The 15243-nt window shown below is 71.9% G+C and carries 14 protein-coding genes; 5 read left to right on the forward strand and 9 right to left on the reverse strand.

The genetic code is table 11. From position 1 onward, the window contains the following. Positions 1–36 precede the first annotated feature (36 nt). The 6 genes from ACFVGY_RS25535 to ACFVGY_RS25560 all read right to left on the reverse strand — a co-directional run bounded on the left by ACFVGY_RS25535 (position 37) and on the right by ACFVGY_RS25560 (position 5034). Complete coding sequence (locus ACFVGY_RS25535; RefSeq protein ID WP_385681111.1) at positions 37–657, reverse strand: Uma2 family endonuclease; 621 nt, start codon at positions 655–657, stop codon at positions 37–39. 157 nt (positions 658–814) lie between these two features. Beyond that, positions 815–1573, reverse strand: a complete 759-nt coding sequence (locus tag ACFVGY_RS25540) for a succinate dehydrogenase iron-sulfur subunit (protein WP_385681113.1) — start codon at positions 1571–1573, stop codon at positions 815–817. Continuing rightward, complete coding sequence (gene sdhA / locus ACFVGY_RS25545) at positions 1573–3327, reverse strand: succinate dehydrogenase flavoprotein subunit (protein ID WP_385681115.1); 1755 nt, start codon at positions 3325–3327, stop codon at positions 1573–1575. The genes ACFVGY_RS25540 and sdhA overlap by 1 nt, the downstream gene beginning before the upstream one ends. A 26-nt stretch (positions 3328–3353) precedes the next feature. Next, entirely contained in the window at positions 3354–3836 is a 483-nt protein-coding gene (locus ACFVGY_RS25550; protein WP_385681117.1) for a succinate dehydrogenase hydrophobic membrane anchor subunit, read from the reverse strand. Between the two features lie 5 nt (positions 3837–3841). After that, on the reverse strand, positions 3842–4222 hold the full coding sequence (gene sdhC / locus ACFVGY_RS25555; RefSeq protein WP_385681119.1) for a succinate dehydrogenase, cytochrome b556 subunit: 381 nt from the start codon (positions 4220–4222) through the stop codon (positions 3842–3844). 152 nt (positions 4223–4374) lie between these two features. Then, the gene (locus ACFVGY_RS25560; RefSeq protein WP_385681121.1) at positions 4375–5034 is read right to left on the reverse strand and encodes a 2-oxo-4-hydroxy-4-carboxy-5-ureidoimidazoline decarboxylase; all 660 of its coding nucleotides are present in this window, start codon (positions 5032–5034) and stop codon (positions 4375–4377) included. Positions 5035–5357: 323 nt separating this feature from the next. On the opposite strand from ACFVGY_RS25560, the gene ACFVGY_RS25565 reads away from it, so the two are divergent. Together ACFVGY_RS25565 and ACFVGY_RS25570 are read left to right on the forward strand one after the other, a co-directional pair. Next, complete coding sequence (locus tag ACFVGY_RS25565) at positions 5358–6101, forward strand: RNA polymerase sigma factor (protein WP_385681190.1); 744 nt, start codon at positions 5358–5360, stop codon at positions 6099–6101. Next, the gene (locus ACFVGY_RS25570; RefSeq protein WP_385681123.1) at positions 6101–7210 is read left to right on the forward strand and encodes a hypothetical protein; all 1110 of its coding nucleotides are present in this window, start codon (positions 6101–6103) and stop codon (positions 7208–7210) included. The genes ACFVGY_RS25565 and ACFVGY_RS25570 overlap by 1 nt, the downstream gene beginning before the upstream one ends. Before the next feature lie 457 nt (positions 7211–7667). Here ACFVGY_RS25570 and ACFVGY_RS25575 read toward each other — a convergent pair whose 3' ends face one another. Beyond that, positions 7668–8549 carry a peptidoglycan-binding protein gene (locus ACFVGY_RS25575; RefSeq protein ID WP_385681125.1) on the reverse strand — a complete coding sequence of 294 codons (882 nt, stop codon included), beginning with the start codon at positions 8547–8549 and terminating at the stop codon, positions 7668–7670. Positions 8550–8731: 182 nt separating this feature from the next. Between ACFVGY_RS25575 and ACFVGY_RS25580 the strand changes: the two genes are divergently transcribed. Together ACFVGY_RS25580 and leuE are read left to right on the forward strand one after the other, a co-directional pair. Beyond that, on the forward strand, positions 8732–10312 hold the full coding sequence (locus ACFVGY_RS25580) for a methylmalonyl-CoA mutase (RefSeq protein WP_385681127.1): 1581 nt from the start codon (positions 8732–8734) through the stop codon (positions 10310–10312). A 54-nt stretch (positions 10313–10366) separates the two neighbouring features. Continuing rightward, a complete protein-coding gene (gene leuE / locus ACFVGY_RS25585; protein ID WP_385681129.1) occupies positions 10367–11029 on the forward strand; it encodes a leucine efflux protein LeuE in 663 nt (220 codons plus the stop codon). Between the two features lie 54 nt (positions 11030–11083). Here leuE and ACFVGY_RS25590 read toward each other — a convergent pair whose 3' ends face one another. Then, positions 11084–12508, reverse strand: a complete 1425-nt coding sequence (locus ACFVGY_RS25590; protein ID WP_385681131.1) for a polysialyltransferase family glycosyltransferase — start codon at positions 12506–12508, stop codon at positions 11084–11086. Beyond that, a complete protein-coding gene (locus ACFVGY_RS25595) occupies positions 12508–13482 on the reverse strand; it encodes a glycosyltransferase family 2 protein (protein WP_385681192.1) in 975 nt (324 codons plus the stop codon). Before ACFVGY_RS25595 ends, ACFVGY_RS25590 begins: the two co-directional genes overlap by 1 nt. A 203-nt stretch (positions 13483–13685) precedes the next feature. Between ACFVGY_RS25595 and ACFVGY_RS25600 the strand changes: the two genes are divergently transcribed. Beyond that, positions 13686–15188 (forward strand): DUF6716 putative glycosyltransferase, encoded by a 1503-nt coding sequence (locus ACFVGY_RS25600; protein WP_385681194.1) that lies wholly within the window; start codon positions 13686–13688, stop codon positions 15186–15188. Positions 15189–15243: the final 55 nt, after the last annotated feature.

A 15243-nucleotide genomic window follows, 5' to 3' on the forward strand; every position in this document is an offset into this window, starting at 1 on the left:
CGCGCCCGGGCGAACCGGGGGAACACTCCCGACGCGTTACTCCGCCTCGCCCTGTGGCCTGTGCCCCGCCGCCGTGAGGATCTCGGCGACGTCCAGGGTGACCTTGGCGCCGATCGACTCCGGCAGGGTCACGAGTTCCCCGGGGGCGTGGATGCGGTGGGTGGCGTACCCGTCGGCGACCGGGTCGGTCAGGACGTGCAGGCGGTGGTGCTTGCGGTCGACGATCACGTAGACGGGGATCTTGGCGTTGCCGTAGGCGGTGACCTTGCCGCGCAGGTCGTTCTGGTAGTTGCTCGACGTCACTTCGAGGACGAGCCGGAAGACCGAGGGCTCGTAGCAGTTGTTCTCGACCAGGTACTCGTCGATGTCCGCATCGACGACGCAGAGGTCGGGAATGGCGTAGTCCGAGGGGCCGGCAGGCAGCCAGAGGCCGATGCCCTGGTGCACCTCCGACCCGCCCTCGTCCAGACCTGCGGCCAGGAACGGACGATCGAGTTTCTTGATGGCCCTGGAATGAGCGACGTCCGCTGGCGGAGTCACGACGATGACGCCTCCGATGATCTCGACGCGGTAGCCGGGGTTTCGCTCCATGAGCCGGTTGGCCTCGTCGATCAGGGACCGGTCACCGTGGGGTTGCTCAGCGGGTGCTGCGGACATCACGTGCCTCCCGTGGGCTGCTGCCGAGAGCATCATCGTAGGGCGGGAACCCGCCCCGGGGCCGGATACGGCGCGGTCACCCGAACGGCCGAGGGCCCCGCGCCCGGGCGAACCGGGTGCGGGGCCCTCGTGCGGTGTACGCGGGGGACCGGGAGGGTCAGAAGCGACGGGTGATCAGCGCGCGCTTGACTTCCTGGATCGCCTTCGTGACCTCGATGCCGCGCGGGCAGGCGTCCGTGCAGTTGAACGTGGTGCGGCAGCGCCACACGCCGTCCTTGTCGTTCAGGATCTCCAGGCGCTGCTCGCCGGCCTCGTCACGCGAGTCGAAGATGAAGCGGTGCGCGTTGACGATCGCCGCCGGGCCGAAGTACTGGCCGTCGTTCCAGAACACCGGGCACGAGGACGTGCACGCAGCGCACAGGATGCACTTCGTGGTGTCGTCGAAGCGCTCGCGGTCCTCCGCCGACTGCAGGCGCTCGCGGGTCGGCTCGTTGCCCTTGGTGACCAGGAACGGCATGACGTCCCGGTACGCCTGGAAGAAGGGCTCCATGTCGACCACGAGGTCCTTCATCACGGTCAGGCCCTTGATGGCCTCGACGGTGATGGGCTTCTCCGGGTTGATGTCCTTGATCAGCGTCTTGCAGGCGAGCCTGTTCTTGCCGTTGATCCGCATCGCGTCGGAGCCGCAGATGCCGTGCGCGCAGGAGCGGCGGAAGGTGAGCGTGCCGTCCAGGTTCCACTTGATCTTGTGGAGACCGTCGAGCACGCGCTCCTTCGGGTCGATCTCGATCTGGAAGTCCTGCCACTCGGCCTGGTCGGAGACCTCGGGGTTGAAGCGGCGGATCCGGAAGGTGACCGTGATGTACGGGGAGGCGGCGGGCTCCGCCTCCTTCTTCACGAGGGTCGGGGTGGCCATCAGTACTTACGCTCCATCGGCTGGTAGCGGGTGGTGACGACGGGCTTGTAGTCGAGCCGGACGGAGTCCTTGCCGTCGGCCGCCACCTCGCGGTACGCCATGGTGTGGCGCATGAAGTTGACGTCGTCGCGGTTCGGGTAGTCCTCGCGGTAGTGGCCACCGCGGGACTCCTTGCGGGCCAGGGCCGAGACGGCCATGACCTCAGCCAGGTCGAGCAGGTTGCCCAGCTCGATGGCCTCCAGCAGGTCCGTGTTGAACCGCTTGCCCTTGTCCTGGATCGCGACGTTCTTGTAGCGCGCACGCAGCTCCGCGATCTTCTCGACCGCGGTCTTGATGGTCTGCTCGGTGCGGAACACCGACACGTTCGCGTCCATCGTCTCCTGGAGCTCGTTGCGCAGGTCCGCGACCCGCTCGGAGCCGGTGGAGTTGCGCAGCTGCTCGACCAGGTCGACCACGAGCTGGGCCGGGTTCTCCGGCAGCTCGACGTAGTCGGCCTTGGCGGAGTACTCGGCGGCGGCGATGCCCGCGCGGCGGCCGAAGACGTTGATGTCCAGCAGCGAGTTGGTGCCGAGGCGGTTGGCGCCGTGCACCGACACGCACGCGACCTCGCCGGCCGCGTACAGGCCGGGGACGACGGTGGTGTTGTCCGACAGGACCTCACCCTCGACGTTGGTCGGGATGCCGCCCATGGCGTAGTGCGCGGTGGGCTGGATCGGGATCGGGTCCGTGTAGGGCTCGATGCCGAGGTAGGTGCGCGCGAACTCCGTGATGTCCGGGAGCTTGGCGTCCAGCTGCTCCGGCGGCAGGTGCGTCAGGTCCAGGTACACGTGGTCGCCCTCGGGACCGCAGCCGCGGCCCTCGCGGATCTCCGTGTAGATGGAGCGGGAGACGACGTCACGGGACGCGAGGTCCTTCATGACCGGCGCGTACTTCTCCATGAAGCGCTCGCCGTCCTTGTTGCGGAGGATGCCGCCCTCACCGCGGGCGCCCTCCGTCAGCAGGATGCCCATGCGCCAGATGCCCGTCGGGTGGAACTGGAAGAACTCCATGTCCTCCAGCGGCAGGCCGCGCCGGTAGCAGGCCGCCTGGCCGTCACCGGTGAGGGTGTGCGCGTTGGAGGTCACCTTGAAGAACTTGCCGTTGCCGCCCGAGGCGTAGACGACGGCCTTCGCCTGGAAGATGTGGATCTCGCCGGTGGCCAGCTCGTACGCGACCACACCGGCGGACTTCTTGACGCCGTCGACCTCGGTGATCAGCTGGTCCAGGACGTAGAACTCGTTGAAGAACTCCACGCCCTCCTTGACGCAGTTCTGGTACAGCGTCTGGAGGATCATGTGGCCGGTGCGGTCCGCGGCGTAGCAGGACCGGCGGACCGGGGCCTCGCCGTGGTTGCGGGAGTGGCCGCCGAAGCGGCGCTGGTCGATGGTGCCGTCCGGGGTGCGGTTGAACGGCAGGCCCATCTTCTCCAGGTCGAGGACGGCGTCGATGGCCTCCTTCGCCAGGATCTCGGCGGCGTCCTGGTCGACCAGGTAGTCACCGCCCTTGACCGTGTCGAAGGTGTGCCACTCCCAGTTGTCCTCCTCCACGTTGGCCAGCGCGGCGGCCATGCCGCCCTGCGCGGCGCCCGTGTGGGAGCGGGTGGGGTACAGCTTCGTCAGGACCGCGGTGCGGCTGCGCTTCGTCGCCTCGATGGCGGCGCGCATGCCCGCGCCACCGGCGCCGACGATGACGGTGTCGTACTTGTGGATCTTCATGAGATGTGTCGCCTCAGCCCCGTTGCCTAGCGGATGTTCGGGTCGAAGGTGAAGATCACCAGCGTGCCCAGAAGGATGGTGAACACCGTGGCGGTGTAGAGCAGGCCCTTCAGCCACAGGCGCGTGTTCGCGCGCTCCGCGTAGTCGTTGATGACGGTACGCAGGCCGTTGGCGCCGTGCAGCATCGCCAGCCACAGCATCAGCAGGTCCCAGACCTGCCAGAACGGGGACGCCCAGCGGCCGGCCACGAAGGCGAAGCCGATCTTGGAGACGCCGCCGTCCAGCACCAGCTGGATGAGGAGGTGGCCGATGACCAGGACCACGAGGACGATGCCGGACAGGCGCATGAAGAGCCATGCGACCATCTCGAAATTGCCGCGGGTGGAGCGCGGGGTCTTGCCGGTGCGCTTGCGCGGGGCCTCGATGTACGGCGCCGGGTTGTCCGCGTCGTAGAGGCTCACGCCCTCCACGTCGCCGATGGCCTGAGCGGAAGAAGTGTCAGAGGACATGCGCGTCACTTCCCGAACAGTTCGAGGTAGGCGTGGCCGAGGACGGGGACCAGGGCCCCGATCATCAGCGCCAGCCAGAGCACCATGACCGACCAGAGCATCTGCTTCTGGTAGCGCGGGCCCTTGGACCAGAAGTCCACTGCGATGACGCGGAGACCGTTCAGCGCGTGGAACAGGATGGCGGCCACGAGGCCGTACTCCAGCAGCGCGACGATCGGCGTCTTGTAGGTAGCCACGACATCGTCGTACGCCTCGGGGGAGACGCGGACGAGAGCGGTGTCGAGGACGTGTACGAACAGGAAGAAGAAAATGAGGACGCCGGTGACTCGATGAGCCACCCAGGACCACATTCCTTCCCGGCCGCGGTACAACGTTCCAGCCGGCACGGAAAACCCTCCGGAAGCGGGGCGGGGGCCTGCCGGCTTCGTTGTCGGTCGGGCCCGGCCGGGTACGGTCCACCGGCCCCGGACATCGTAGCGACGCTTTGTCGGTTCCTTCGCCCGGGGTCCTCCGGTGTGATCAAACAGGCACGGACGGCCTATCCCACGGGGGCGAATAGCCCCGTTTCGGCCGCACCCACACCGTCCGGGGAGATGAGCCAGTCCGTCAGGTCGGCGAGCCGCGACCGGGCCAGCCGGCGCAGTTCGTCCGCCGAGATCGCCCGCTCCTCCTCCGGGTCCAGCCCCATCCGGCGGCGGATCGCGCCGAGCAGCTGGTCGGCCCGCTCCTCCGGAGGGTGCCCGTCGAGGCAGACCACGAAGGCGTGCCCGAAGGTCCGCTCGTACTCCGCGTGGGCCGCGTCCAGTGCCAGCCGGGCCGCGTACGGGGCCCCGTGGCCCAGCTCCGGCGGGAACTCCGCGGCGAGCGCCTCGGCCAGGTCCGCCCCGCCCAGGTCGTACGAGGCTTCGTCGGCGGCGGCCCGCAGAGCGCCCGAGTCCGGGTACGGTCTGTGGGCGGCCACCCGGTGTGCCCAGCGCCGGCTGCCGCAGCACTGCATCAGGACGGCCTCGGCCGCCTCGGCGGACAGGGCGTTCAAACGCGCCAGGCCGTGGTCGTGGACGAGGGCGGAGCGTTCCGCAGGCGTCTGCCCCAGACTTCGTCCGGGAGGGGCCCCCAGGGAGGTACCCCCAGGGGCCTGTGCCGGAAGATGGCTGGACAGCGGGGGACTCCTCGGGGCGCGGTACCGGTGTACCGCCACGCTAGCGACGCCAGACAGGGCGCGCCGGGCCGGTGCGGTGTTTTCACCCGGAAGTGAGCCGAAAGGATGACGTGGTGAGGTCCACGAGAGGGAGGTGGAAGACGACCGAGGCCGCCACCCCCCACAGGAGAGGCCCCGGTCGCCGTCCGTACGGACTCGTGCGACAAGCCCGTACCCATGACAGCGCCGCGCGTGCGTTTTGTGTCACACCTCGGTTCGCGCACGATTGGTTGCTCCCCGTACAACTCGTGGACGAAGGTACTTGAAAGCCGTAACGTGCTGATTTGCGCCACACGTACAGGACAGTGAACGGGTTGGGGACTTTGCTGGGGGACGACGCGGAGCTGACCGCCGCGGTGCTCGCGGCACAGGACGGCGACGAGAACGCGTTCCGTGCTGTGTACCGCTCCGTGCACCCACGGCTGCTCGGGTACGTACGCACGCTCGTCGGCGACGGCGATGCGGAGGACGTGACCTCCGAGGCCTGGCTGCAGATCGCCCGCGACCTCGACTCCTTCACCGGCGACGCCGACCGCTTCCGCGGCTGGGCCGCCCGGGTGGCCCGCAACCGGGCCCTGGACCACGTCCGGATGCGCGGCCGCCGTCCCGCCATCGGCGGGGACGAGACCGAGCTGACGGGCCGGGCCGCCGACAGCGACACCGCGGGCGAGGCGATGGAGGCCCTCTCCACCGGCCGGACCATGGCCCTGATCGCCCGGCTTCCGCAGGACCAGGCCGAGGCGGTGGTCCTGCGCGTCGTGGTCGGGCTCGACGCCAAGAGCGCGGCCGAGACCCTGGGCAAGCGGCCCGGAGCGGTCCGCACCGCCGCCCACCGGGGCCTGAAGAAACTGGCGGAACTGCTGGGCGCCGAGGGCGGCCACGGGCCGGAAGCGGAACCTGGGTCGGACCGGGTTCCGGGCGTCGGCCATAATGCCGGTGGCCAGATCCGGGAGGGCGGGGGTCAGCGCGACCTCGACGCCGTGCCCGCGCAGCGCGGCCGGGGTGGTGGCCTCGTAGAACAAACCGGTGTGACGCATTCACGTTGGCGGACGCAGAAGGACATGTGATGGCCGACGAGCGCAACAGGTGGTTGGACCGGGTGGCGGCAGAACGCGTGCTGAACGGCACGCCGGCCGCCCCGGGCGCCGATCGCCGCGCCCGGGATGCCGAAGACCGGCTGCGGTCCGCCCTCGACATGCTGGTGCCGCCGCAGGCCCCCGCCGGGGCGGAGCTGCCCGGAGAGGCCGCCGCGCTGGCCGCGTTCCGCGCCGCGCGCGCGGGCTCCACCGGCGCTGCGGGCTCCACCGGCGCTGCGGGCTCCACCGGCGCTGCGGGCTCCACCGGCGCTGCGGCGTCCATCGGCGCCGCTGGGTCCGCCGCCGCGGCCGGTCCCGTGGTGGACCTCGGCCCCGTCATCCCCCTGCCCGCGCCCGACCCGGCCGAAGCCGACGCCGCTTCCCGCCGGGGCCGCCCCGTGCGGTTCGCCCTGGCCGCGGCGCTGGCCAGCGTCGCCGTCGGCGGGCTCGCCGCGGCCGCGGGCGCCGGCCTGCTGGACCGCGTCACCCACACCTCCGCCGGACCCGCGCCCGCCGCGACGCTCAGAGCCCTGGAGACCCCGGCACCGTCGTCCGGCGGCACCGGCCCGACCTCTGCTCCGCAGCTGCGCCCCGACCCGTTCCGCAGCGCCGACGGCGGGCCCACCGCGTCGCCCGCCAGCCCCGACGGCTCCGCGGCCGGCACGGGCCCGGCCGACGGCGGCGGACCCGGACCGGACTCCCGCTTCGGAGGGAGCGCTGACACCTCGTCCGGCGGGGCCTCCGCGGCCGGTACGGGCAACACCGGCAAGGAGACCCTCGGCGGCGCGACCGAGCTGCACAACCAGGACGGGCAGACCCGCCTGAGGGCGGTGAACCTCTGCGAGGCGTACCGCTCGGGCAGCATGAACGCCGACCGCCGCGACAAGCTCTCCAAGCTGGCCAAGGGTCTCGCGCGGATCCCGCACTACTGCGAGGCGCTGCTCGACGGGTCCGGCGGCTCCAGGACCGGCACCGCGCCCCGCAGCAGCGGGGACGGCAGCGAGGTCCTCAAGGCCCCGAGCCCCGGCCGGGCCGCCCCGATGACCCAGCCGACCCCGGAGGTCGGCACCGCATCCCCGGGCGTGCGCGTGCCGCGCTGACCGCGGCCCCGGCACCTGCGAAGGCCCCGCGACGATGCTCCGCGCGGGGCCTTCGCGCTGTCCGCGGAGGGTGTCACGAACACCCTGTAACACTTTTCGAACCTGCGGCGCAGTACATAACGAGCCGACTGGTCATCGGCGGCGCATGAGCCGGGGTTCCCCCCGTACCCCTGGGCTCTGCGCACCTGGCGCGGGCGGGGTTCGTTCCCCCGGCCCTGCCCGCGCCCCCCTTCCTCTTCCTCCGCCTCCGGGCCCGTCGCCCCTCCGGCCTCCGGCCTTCCGCCCCGGGCCGTTCGAGCCCATGGCGACACCGGCGACACCGGCGACACCGGCGGCACACAGCAGCACAGCGGTACACGGCGGCAGCCGGCAGCCCGCAGGCAGGACACCGGGCAAAGAAAAACGGCCCGAGTCCGGCCCCCCCCGGGTCCGGACTCGGGCCGTCAGGCCCGGTGCCTCACCAGTAGACGACGACCTTGTCGCCGACCTTCACCTGGTCGAACAGCGCAGCGATTTTGCCCTTGTCGCGGACGTTCACACACCCGTGGGAGGCGCCCTTGTAGCCGCGCGCCGCGAAGTCCGCCGAGTAGTGCACCGCCTGGCCGCCGCTGAAGAACATCGCGTACGGCATCGGCGTGTGGTAGATCGTCGACGTCCAGTCCTTGGCCTTCCAGCCGACGTTGAACTCGCCCTCGCGGGTCGGGGTGTTCTCCGAGCCGAAGCGCACGTCCATCGTGGAGACGACCCTGCCGTCGATCATCCAGGCCAGGGTGCGGCTCTCCTTGCTGATGCACAGGACGCGGCCCTGCATGCAGCGCGGGTCGGGCGCGTCGGCCTCGTTGACCTCCGGCGGGCGCAGCTCGTCGGCCGTCGGCTTCTTGCTGACGTCCTGGAGCTTCTTCCAGGTGGCCGCGTCGACCGAGCCGGTGGCGGGCAGACCGTGCTTCGACTGGAGGGCCCTGACCGCGGCGGTCGTCTTCGTCCCGTAGAAGCCGGTCGGCTTCACCGACATGAACTTGAGCTGCTTCAGACGGGCCTGGAGCTCGCGCACCTGGTCGCTGTCGTCACCGTTCGCCATGATCGGCTTGACCGCCGGGGAAGCCGAGGCCGAGGCCGAAGCGGAAGCCGACGGGGAGGCGGACTGCGACGGCGACGCGGAGGGCGAGGCCGCCTTCTCGTCGGCCGAGGCCGAGACTTCGGGGGAGGCGCCGGCCGCGGAGGCCGAGGCGACCGGGGAAGCGGAGCCGGCCGGCTCCGACTTGGGCCCGCACGCAGTCGCGGCGAGCGCGACGGCGGCAGCCGCCCCGAGTGTGCGGACTATGACTCTCTGGCGGTGCATGTGCTGTCCCCCCGATTTCTACGTCGTGTGTCTAGGTGATGCCTGGCGGGCGTGGAGAGTTGCACAGGGTGCGGGGATGTTGCGCCATTGTGACCAGCAGCCGTCAGGAAGACGGCCGGCAGCCGTCGCGGGGAAGGTTGTATCAGCCCCGGGTCCCTTTGCTCTACGGAGGGCTTGGTCACATGTCGAACACCGAGAGCGGCATCCCCATCGAACCCGTCTACGGGCCGGACGTCCTGACGGAGTGGGACCCGCGCACCAAACTGGGCGAACCAGGGGCGTACCCGTACACACGGGGGATCTACCCCACGATGTACACCGGCAAGCCGTGGACGATGCGGCAGTACGCGGGCTTCGGGACGGCCGCCGAATCCAACGCCCGCTACCGGCAGCTCATCGCCGGCGGCGGCACCGGCCTGTCCGTCGCGTTCGACCTGCCGACCCAGATGGGGCACGACTCGGACGCGCCCCTCGCGCACGGCGAGGTCGGAAAGGTCGGCGTCGCCGTCGACTCGATCGACGACATGCGGGTGCTGTTCGACGGGATTCCCCTCGACCGGGTGTCCACCTCGATGACCATCAACGCCCCGGCCGCCCTGTTGCTGCTGCTGTATCAGCTGGTCGCCGAGGAACAGGGGATCGCGGGCGGGCAGCTGACCGGGACCGTGCAGAACGACGTGCTGAAGGAGTACATCGCGCGCGGGACGTACATCTTCCCGCCCGGCCCCTCGCTGCGGCTGACGGCCGACACCTTCCGGTACTGCCGGGCCGAGATCCCCCGCTGGAACACCATTTCCATCTCCGGCTACCACATGGCCGAAGCCGGGGCCTCGCCCGCGCAGGAGATCGCCTTCACCCTGGCCGACGGGATCGCGTACGTGCGCACCGCGTTGGACGCCGGGATGGCCGTCGACGAGTTCGCCCCCCGCCTGTCGTTCTTCTTCGTCGCCCGCACGACCCTGCTGGAGGAGGTCGCGAAGTTCCGGGCCGCCCGGCGCATCTGGGCCCGCGTCATGCGGGAGGAATTCGGGGCGAAGGACCCCAAGTCGCTGATGTTGCGCTTCCACACCCAAACCGCCGGCGTCCAGCTGACGGCACAGCAGCCCGAGCTGAACCTCGTACGGGTGGCGGTGCAGGCCCTGGCGGCCGTGCTCGGCGGCACCCAGTCGCTGCACACGAACTCGTTCGACGAGGCCATCGCCCTGCCGACGGAGAAGGCGGCCCGGCTGGCCCTGCGCACCCAGCAGGTGCTGGCCCACGAGACGGACGTCCCGCACACCGTCGACCCGTTCGCCGGCAGCTACGCGGTGGAGCGGATGACCGACGAGGTGGAGGCGGCGGCGCTCGACCTGATGCGCCGCGTCGAGGACCTCGGCGGGGCGGTGGCCGCGATCGAGGCCGGCTTCCAGAAGGCGGAGATCGAGCGCAATGCGTACCGCATCGCGCGGGAAACCGACAGCGGCGAGCGGGTGGTGGTCGGGGTGAACCGCTTCGCCCTGGCCGAGGAGGAGCCCTACGAGCCGCTGCGCGTCGACCCGGCCATCGAGGTCCGCCAGCGCGAGGCCCTCGCCGCCCTGCGCGCCGAGCGGGACGGCGCGGCGGTCGAAGCCGCCCTGGCCGCCCTGCGCGAGGCGGCGGAGGGCACGGCCAACGTCCTGTACCCGATGAAGGAGGCCTTGCGCGCCCGGGCCACGGTGGGCGAGGTCTGCACCACCCTGCGCGAGGTCTGGGGTGCGTACGAACCGTCCGAATCCCGCTGGTGACCGCATGCTGGAACGCTGGTGCGACAGGAGCAACCCCATGGGACACTCCTGCCCATGCTGGGTGTCACCGATCTGCCGACCTACCTCGTCGGGCTCGCCCTGATCATCCTCCTGCCGGGGCCCAACTCCCTGTACGTGCTGTCCGTCGCCGCGCGGCGCGGGGTGCGTACGGGGTACAAGGCCGCCGCCGGGGTGTTCACGGGCGACGCCGTGCTCATGGCGCTCGCCGCCACCGGGGCCGGGGCCCTGCTCCAGACCAGCCCGGTGCTCTTCGGCATCGTCAAGCTGCTCGGCGCCGGCTACCTGACCTGGCTCGCCGTCGGGATGCTGCGCGGCGCCTGGTCGCTGTGGCGGTCGCGGTCCGGGCCGCAGGAGGAGCCGGAAGCCGCTCCCGCGGGCGCGGCGGTGGATGCGGGCGAGAGCGAGCGGCCGTACCGCCGGGCGGTGCTGATCAGCGTGTTCAACCCGAAGGCGATCCTGTTTCTGGTTTCCTTCTTCGTGCAGTTCGTCGATCCGTCCTACGCCTATCCGGCGCTCTCCTTCCTCCTGTTGGGCACCCTGCTCCAGCTCGGCAGCTTCCTCTACCTGACGCTGCTGATATTCGGCGGCACCCGACTGGCCGCGGCCTTCCGCCGGCGCAGGCGGCTCTCGGCCGGGGCCACCTCGGCCGCCGGGGCGCTCTTCCTCGGCTTCGCCGCGAAGCTCGCCACCGGGTAGTCGCCGGGTGCCGGTGCCGGTGCCGGGCGCCGGGCGGCCGGCGGACGGCCCCGGTCAGGAGCGGGCCGCGCGCAGGCGGCGCAGCCGGCGGACCACGCGGCGCACCGCCGGGTTCTGCGGCAGGAACGCCAGGCCGGCCGGGACGCCGCCGGGCAGTCCGAGGGTGGTGAGGCGGCGGCGCGGGATGTAGCCGCGGGTGCGCGGCTCCGCGTGCGCGGTCAGGTGGCGCTCGACATCGGCGCGGCGCTCGGCCAGGATCTGCGGCTGCATGGCGTAGCCGACGGCGGTGACCAGCCCGGTCAGCCGGCTGCGGACCTGGTCGGGTCCGGGGGCGGTCCAGTCGGCGACGGCGGCCGCGTCCGCGAGGTCGGGCAGCAGGGCGTCGACCACCGTCAGCGGGATCCGGTTGCTGTTCTGGTACGGGGTCAGCCGGGCCAGTACGGCCTCGGTGCCGGTGCGCGCGACGGGCAGCCCGTACAGCGTGGCGGCCGTCAGCAGTCCGGTGGAGAAGCAGCCGACGACCAGGGCCGGGCGGAGCCGCTGGTACAGGCATTCGGCCAGGACCGGGGCGGAGGCGACGGTGAGCCGGGCGCCGAGCCGCTCGGCCTCGGCGGCGGCCCGTCGGGAGTACTCGGCGGGGGCGCTGGGATGGGGCTTGAACACCAGCTCGCGGTGGCCGAGGGCGTGCGCCCCGCGGACCATGCCCACGTGTAGGTCCTCCTCCTCGTGCGGGGAGAGCAGGTCGAGGGCGGAGAGGTACTGGCCCAGCAGCAGCGCCGGCCCCTCCCCGACCCCGGCGAGCTCGGGCGCCTCGGCGGGGAGCCCGTCGAGGACCTTCAGCAGGGCGTCGGTGGGCAGCAGTTCCGAGGGCACGCCGAACTCGGTGAGCAGCAGCGGCTCCAGACCGGGTACCAGGTCGGGGTGGAGCACCCGGCGCACGCGCGTGCCGAGCTGGGCGTCGAGGCGGAAGCGGGTGGGGCCGTAGCTCATCAGCCCGTCGGCGTACACGTCGACGGCGGCGCCGGGGAAGAGCAGGCACAGGGCGCGGGCGGGCGGCACCTGGAGGGACTCCACGATCAGTTCGACGCGGTCGTCGCCGAGCCCCCACAGGGTGCGCAGCTGCCGCTCCCACAGGGGGACGTCCTCGGGGCGCGGGGTCCAGGAGCTGGGGTGCTGCGGGGCGATGACCGCGTTCCAGTCGATGACCTCGTCGAAGCGGGTGCGCAGCTCGGTGAAGCCGGGCATGTCGGCCAGGCCCGGGGACACCTCGGCGGCGAGGGCGTGGTTGCTGGTCAGCAGGATGCGCCGGTGGGCAGACGGGAAGCAGCCGGCGTCGATGCCGGCGGCGAGGGTGGCCGTGCCGTAGAGGGTGGAGGCGAGGAAGACCTGCGTACAGGGGACGGCTCCGGTGCCGGGGACAGGGCCGGTGCCGGGGACGGGGACGGGCGCGAGCCCGGGTACGGGTCCGGGAGCGGGCATCAGACGGCCCCCTTGCCGCTGCGCAGGCGGCGCAGGCGCCGCAGCAGGGTGCTGCGCGCCGGGTCCATCGCGTCCAGGGCCTGGTCCAGCAGCTCAGGGGGCATGCGCTGGAGGGCGCCCGCGCTCATGAGTCGGAGTTTTTCGGCCACGGGTGGTTCGAACCTTTCGATGGACCCGATATGGTGCGCGATAATTGCACAATATGTTCGGACGGCTTTCGGGAGCAGTAGTTCGACGTCGGGATCGGTCGCGGTGTCGTCCAGTACCTGATCGAATGCCCGGATGAAATCGAGCTGCCGCTCGTCCTTGATCTGCGTCAACGAGGTCGAAATGCCGCGCCGGTAGAAGATCCCGGGCAGACCGACCGCCGCGAAGGACCGCGCCCGGCGGTGCAGCCGCCAGATCCACGGCCGGTCCTCCGCCGTACGCAGCCCGTCCGTGAAGTGCAGCAACCCCAGGTCCAGCAGCCGCCGGTGGTACATGCCGGCCCAGGCGTACGGATAGTCCACGCACGTCGACCGGGTGGCGGGCAGGATGGCGGCGCGCGGATCGGCGGGCACGAGCTGGGGTCCGTACGGCACGTGCCGGACCGCGCGCGTCCGGCCGGTCACCGTGACATGGTCGGTGCGGACGAAATCGCAGTTCAGAGCCTCTATGGCAGCCAGGGTGCGGGCCAGGTGGCCGGGGGCCAGCCAGTCGTCGCCGTCCAGGAAGGCGATGTACTCGCCGCTGGCCGCGTCCAGGCCCGTGTTGCGGGCGGTGGCCAACCCGCCGTTCCGGTCGCGCACGAGGTGCACCGCCCCCGGCAGCTCGCGCGCGGCCCGCTCCAGGAGCGCGGGCGTCCCGTCCGTCGAGCGGTCGTCGACCAGCAGGAACTCGAAATCGTCCCGTGCATTGAGTTCGAGGCTTTTCAGGGCATCCGGTGCGTATGTCTGCACGTTGTAGAACGGCACGACAACAGAGAGCTTGGGCACCTGTGAGACATTAAGACGCCGCGTGGCATTCACCGTGACCCGCGTGCGTATTCCGCGTGAACGGCGCGGGGCGGGCGCGTTAACCGGCGCGGATTCGTATTTCGTCGACGGCCTGTTAACCCGATGTTGTGCGGTCGTTGGGCCTATCTGCGAAATCCCCGAATACCTTCTGCCAGGTGCCAGTCAGCAATCGCGCAGACACCATCGCATCCCATGCGTCCCGTGCGTCACGCACGCCTCGCACCGGCCTCTCCGTCGCCGTTCTGGCGGATTCCGACACGCGCTGGAAATGGGGTGCGCTCACCGCCCGACGCCTCGTGCCCGACCACGCCGAACTCACCGGGTACCTGCTGCGCGGCCGGGCCACCCCGACCGCGCGGCAGCTCGGCGAGGTCGGGGTCCGGGCCGACCGGCTCGCGGAGGTGACCTGCCCCGAGTTCCTGGCCGCCCTGGAGCGCGAACGGCCCGACGTGGTGGTCCTCGCGCTCGTCGGCGGCGCCGTCCAGGCCGTCCTGCACGGGGTCCGCGCGCTGTGGCCGGAGCCGGCCGCCCGCCCGGTGCTCGTCACCGGTTACGTCGGCGTCGTCTACGAGAAGCTCGCCGACGGGCTGCTGCTGCGGCACGGCGCCGACCTCGTCCTCGCCAACTCCCGGCACGACGCCGAACGCTTCCGCGCGGTGTACGAGGGAGTCGGCGCGGCCGCGGACTCCGTCACGGAGACCGCCCTCCCCTTCCTCGCGGACGCCGGCCCCGGCGGCTCCCACCGGTCGGCGGACGCGGCTCCGAGCCGCGCCCTGCGGGTCGTCTTCGCGGTCCAGCCGTCGGTCCCCGAGACCCGCAAGGACCGGGCGTACCTGCTCGGGCGGGCCGCCGGCCACGCCCGGCTGCACCCGGACCGCGAGGTGCTCGTCAAGCTGCGCAGCCGGCCCGGGGAGCACACCACCCACCTGGAGGAGGCGCCGTACCAGCGGCTCGCCGAGCGGATCCCCGGCGGCCTGCCGCCGAACTGCCGGCTGGCCTACGGGAACATGGGCGAGGTCCTGGACGGCACCGACCTGTTGGTCACCGTGTCCTCCACGGCCGCGCTGGAGTCCCTGCACCGGGGCATCCCGACCGCGGTCCTGACCGACCTCGGCATCCGCGAGGCCCTCGGCAACCACCACTTCCTCGGCTCGGGCTGCCTCGCCTCGTGGGACCAGCTGGACTCCGGACTGCTCCCGCAGCCCGACCCGTCCTGGCTGGCGGCCCACGGCGTACCCGGCGCTGCCGCCTCCGACACCGACGCGCCCGCACCCGGGGCTCCGGGCCCGGCGGACCCGCTCACGGCGGACCCGCTCACGGCGGACCCGCTCACGGCGGACCCGCTCACGCAGGCCGCGGGCCCAGCGGCCCCCGGCTACCCGGCCCCCGGCGATCCGTACGCGGCTGCCCGGGCGCGGGTCGCCGAGCTGGCCGCGCGGCCCTGGCTGCCGCCGGTCGACCCCTACTACACCCGGACCACCGCCCCCGGATACCTCCCCGGGATCCTCGCCCGCCAGCACCTCGCCCCCGACGGGACCCCGCTGCCCGGCACCCTCCGCGACACGGCCGGCGAGTCCCGGCTGCGGAGCCTCCTGCGGCGGCAGCTGCGCGAGGCCGCCCGGGGTGCCTACCGACACGGGGTGCAGCGCGTGGCCCCGGTGATCCGCCGACTGGGAGAGCTGTGACCACCCGAGCATCCGCGCCCGCACCTGCATCTGCGCCCGCGCCCGCATCCGCGCC

The sequence above is a fragment of the Streptomyces sp. NPDC127106 genome, from assembly GCF_042677605.1.
Lineage (GTDB): Bacteria > Actinomycetota > Actinomycetes > Streptomycetales > Streptomycetaceae > Streptomyces.

Coding starts and splice junctions, on each gene's coding strand:
- ACFVGY_RS25535 (WP_385681111.1), bottom strand. CDS start 657: ATGTCCGCAGCACCCGCTGAGCAACCCCACGGTGACCGGTCCCTGATC.
- ACFVGY_RS25575 (WP_385681125.1), bottom strand. CDS start 8,549: ATGCACCGCCAGAGAGTCATAGTCCGCACACTCGGGGCGGCTGCCGCC.
- ACFVGY_RS25590 (WP_385681131.1), bottom strand. CDS start 12,508: ATGCCCGCTCCCGGACCCGTACCCGGGCTCGCGCCCGTCCCCGTCCCC.
- ACFVGY_RS25550 (WP_385681117.1), bottom strand. CDS start 3,836: ATGTCCTCTGACACTTCTTCCGCTCAGGCCATCGGCGACGTGGAGGGC.
- ACFVGY_RS25570 (WP_385681123.1), top strand. CDS start 6,101: ATGGCCGACGAGCGCAACAGGTGGTTGGACCGGGTGGCGGCAGAACGC.
- leuE (WP_385681129.1), top strand. CDS start 10,367: ATGCTGGGTGTCACCGATCTGCCGACCTACCTCGTCGGGCTCGCCCTG.
- ACFVGY_RS25580 (WP_385681127.1), top strand. CDS start 8,732: ATGTCGAACACCGAGAGCGGCATCCCCATCGAACCCGTCTACGGGCCG.
- ACFVGY_RS25540 (WP_385681113.1), bottom strand. CDS start 1,573: ATGGCCACCCCGACCCTCGTGAAGAAGGAGGCGGAGCCCGCCGCCTCC.
- sdhA (WP_385681115.1), bottom strand. CDS start 3,327: ATGAAGATCCACAAGTACGACACCGTCATCGTCGGCGCCGGTGGCGCG.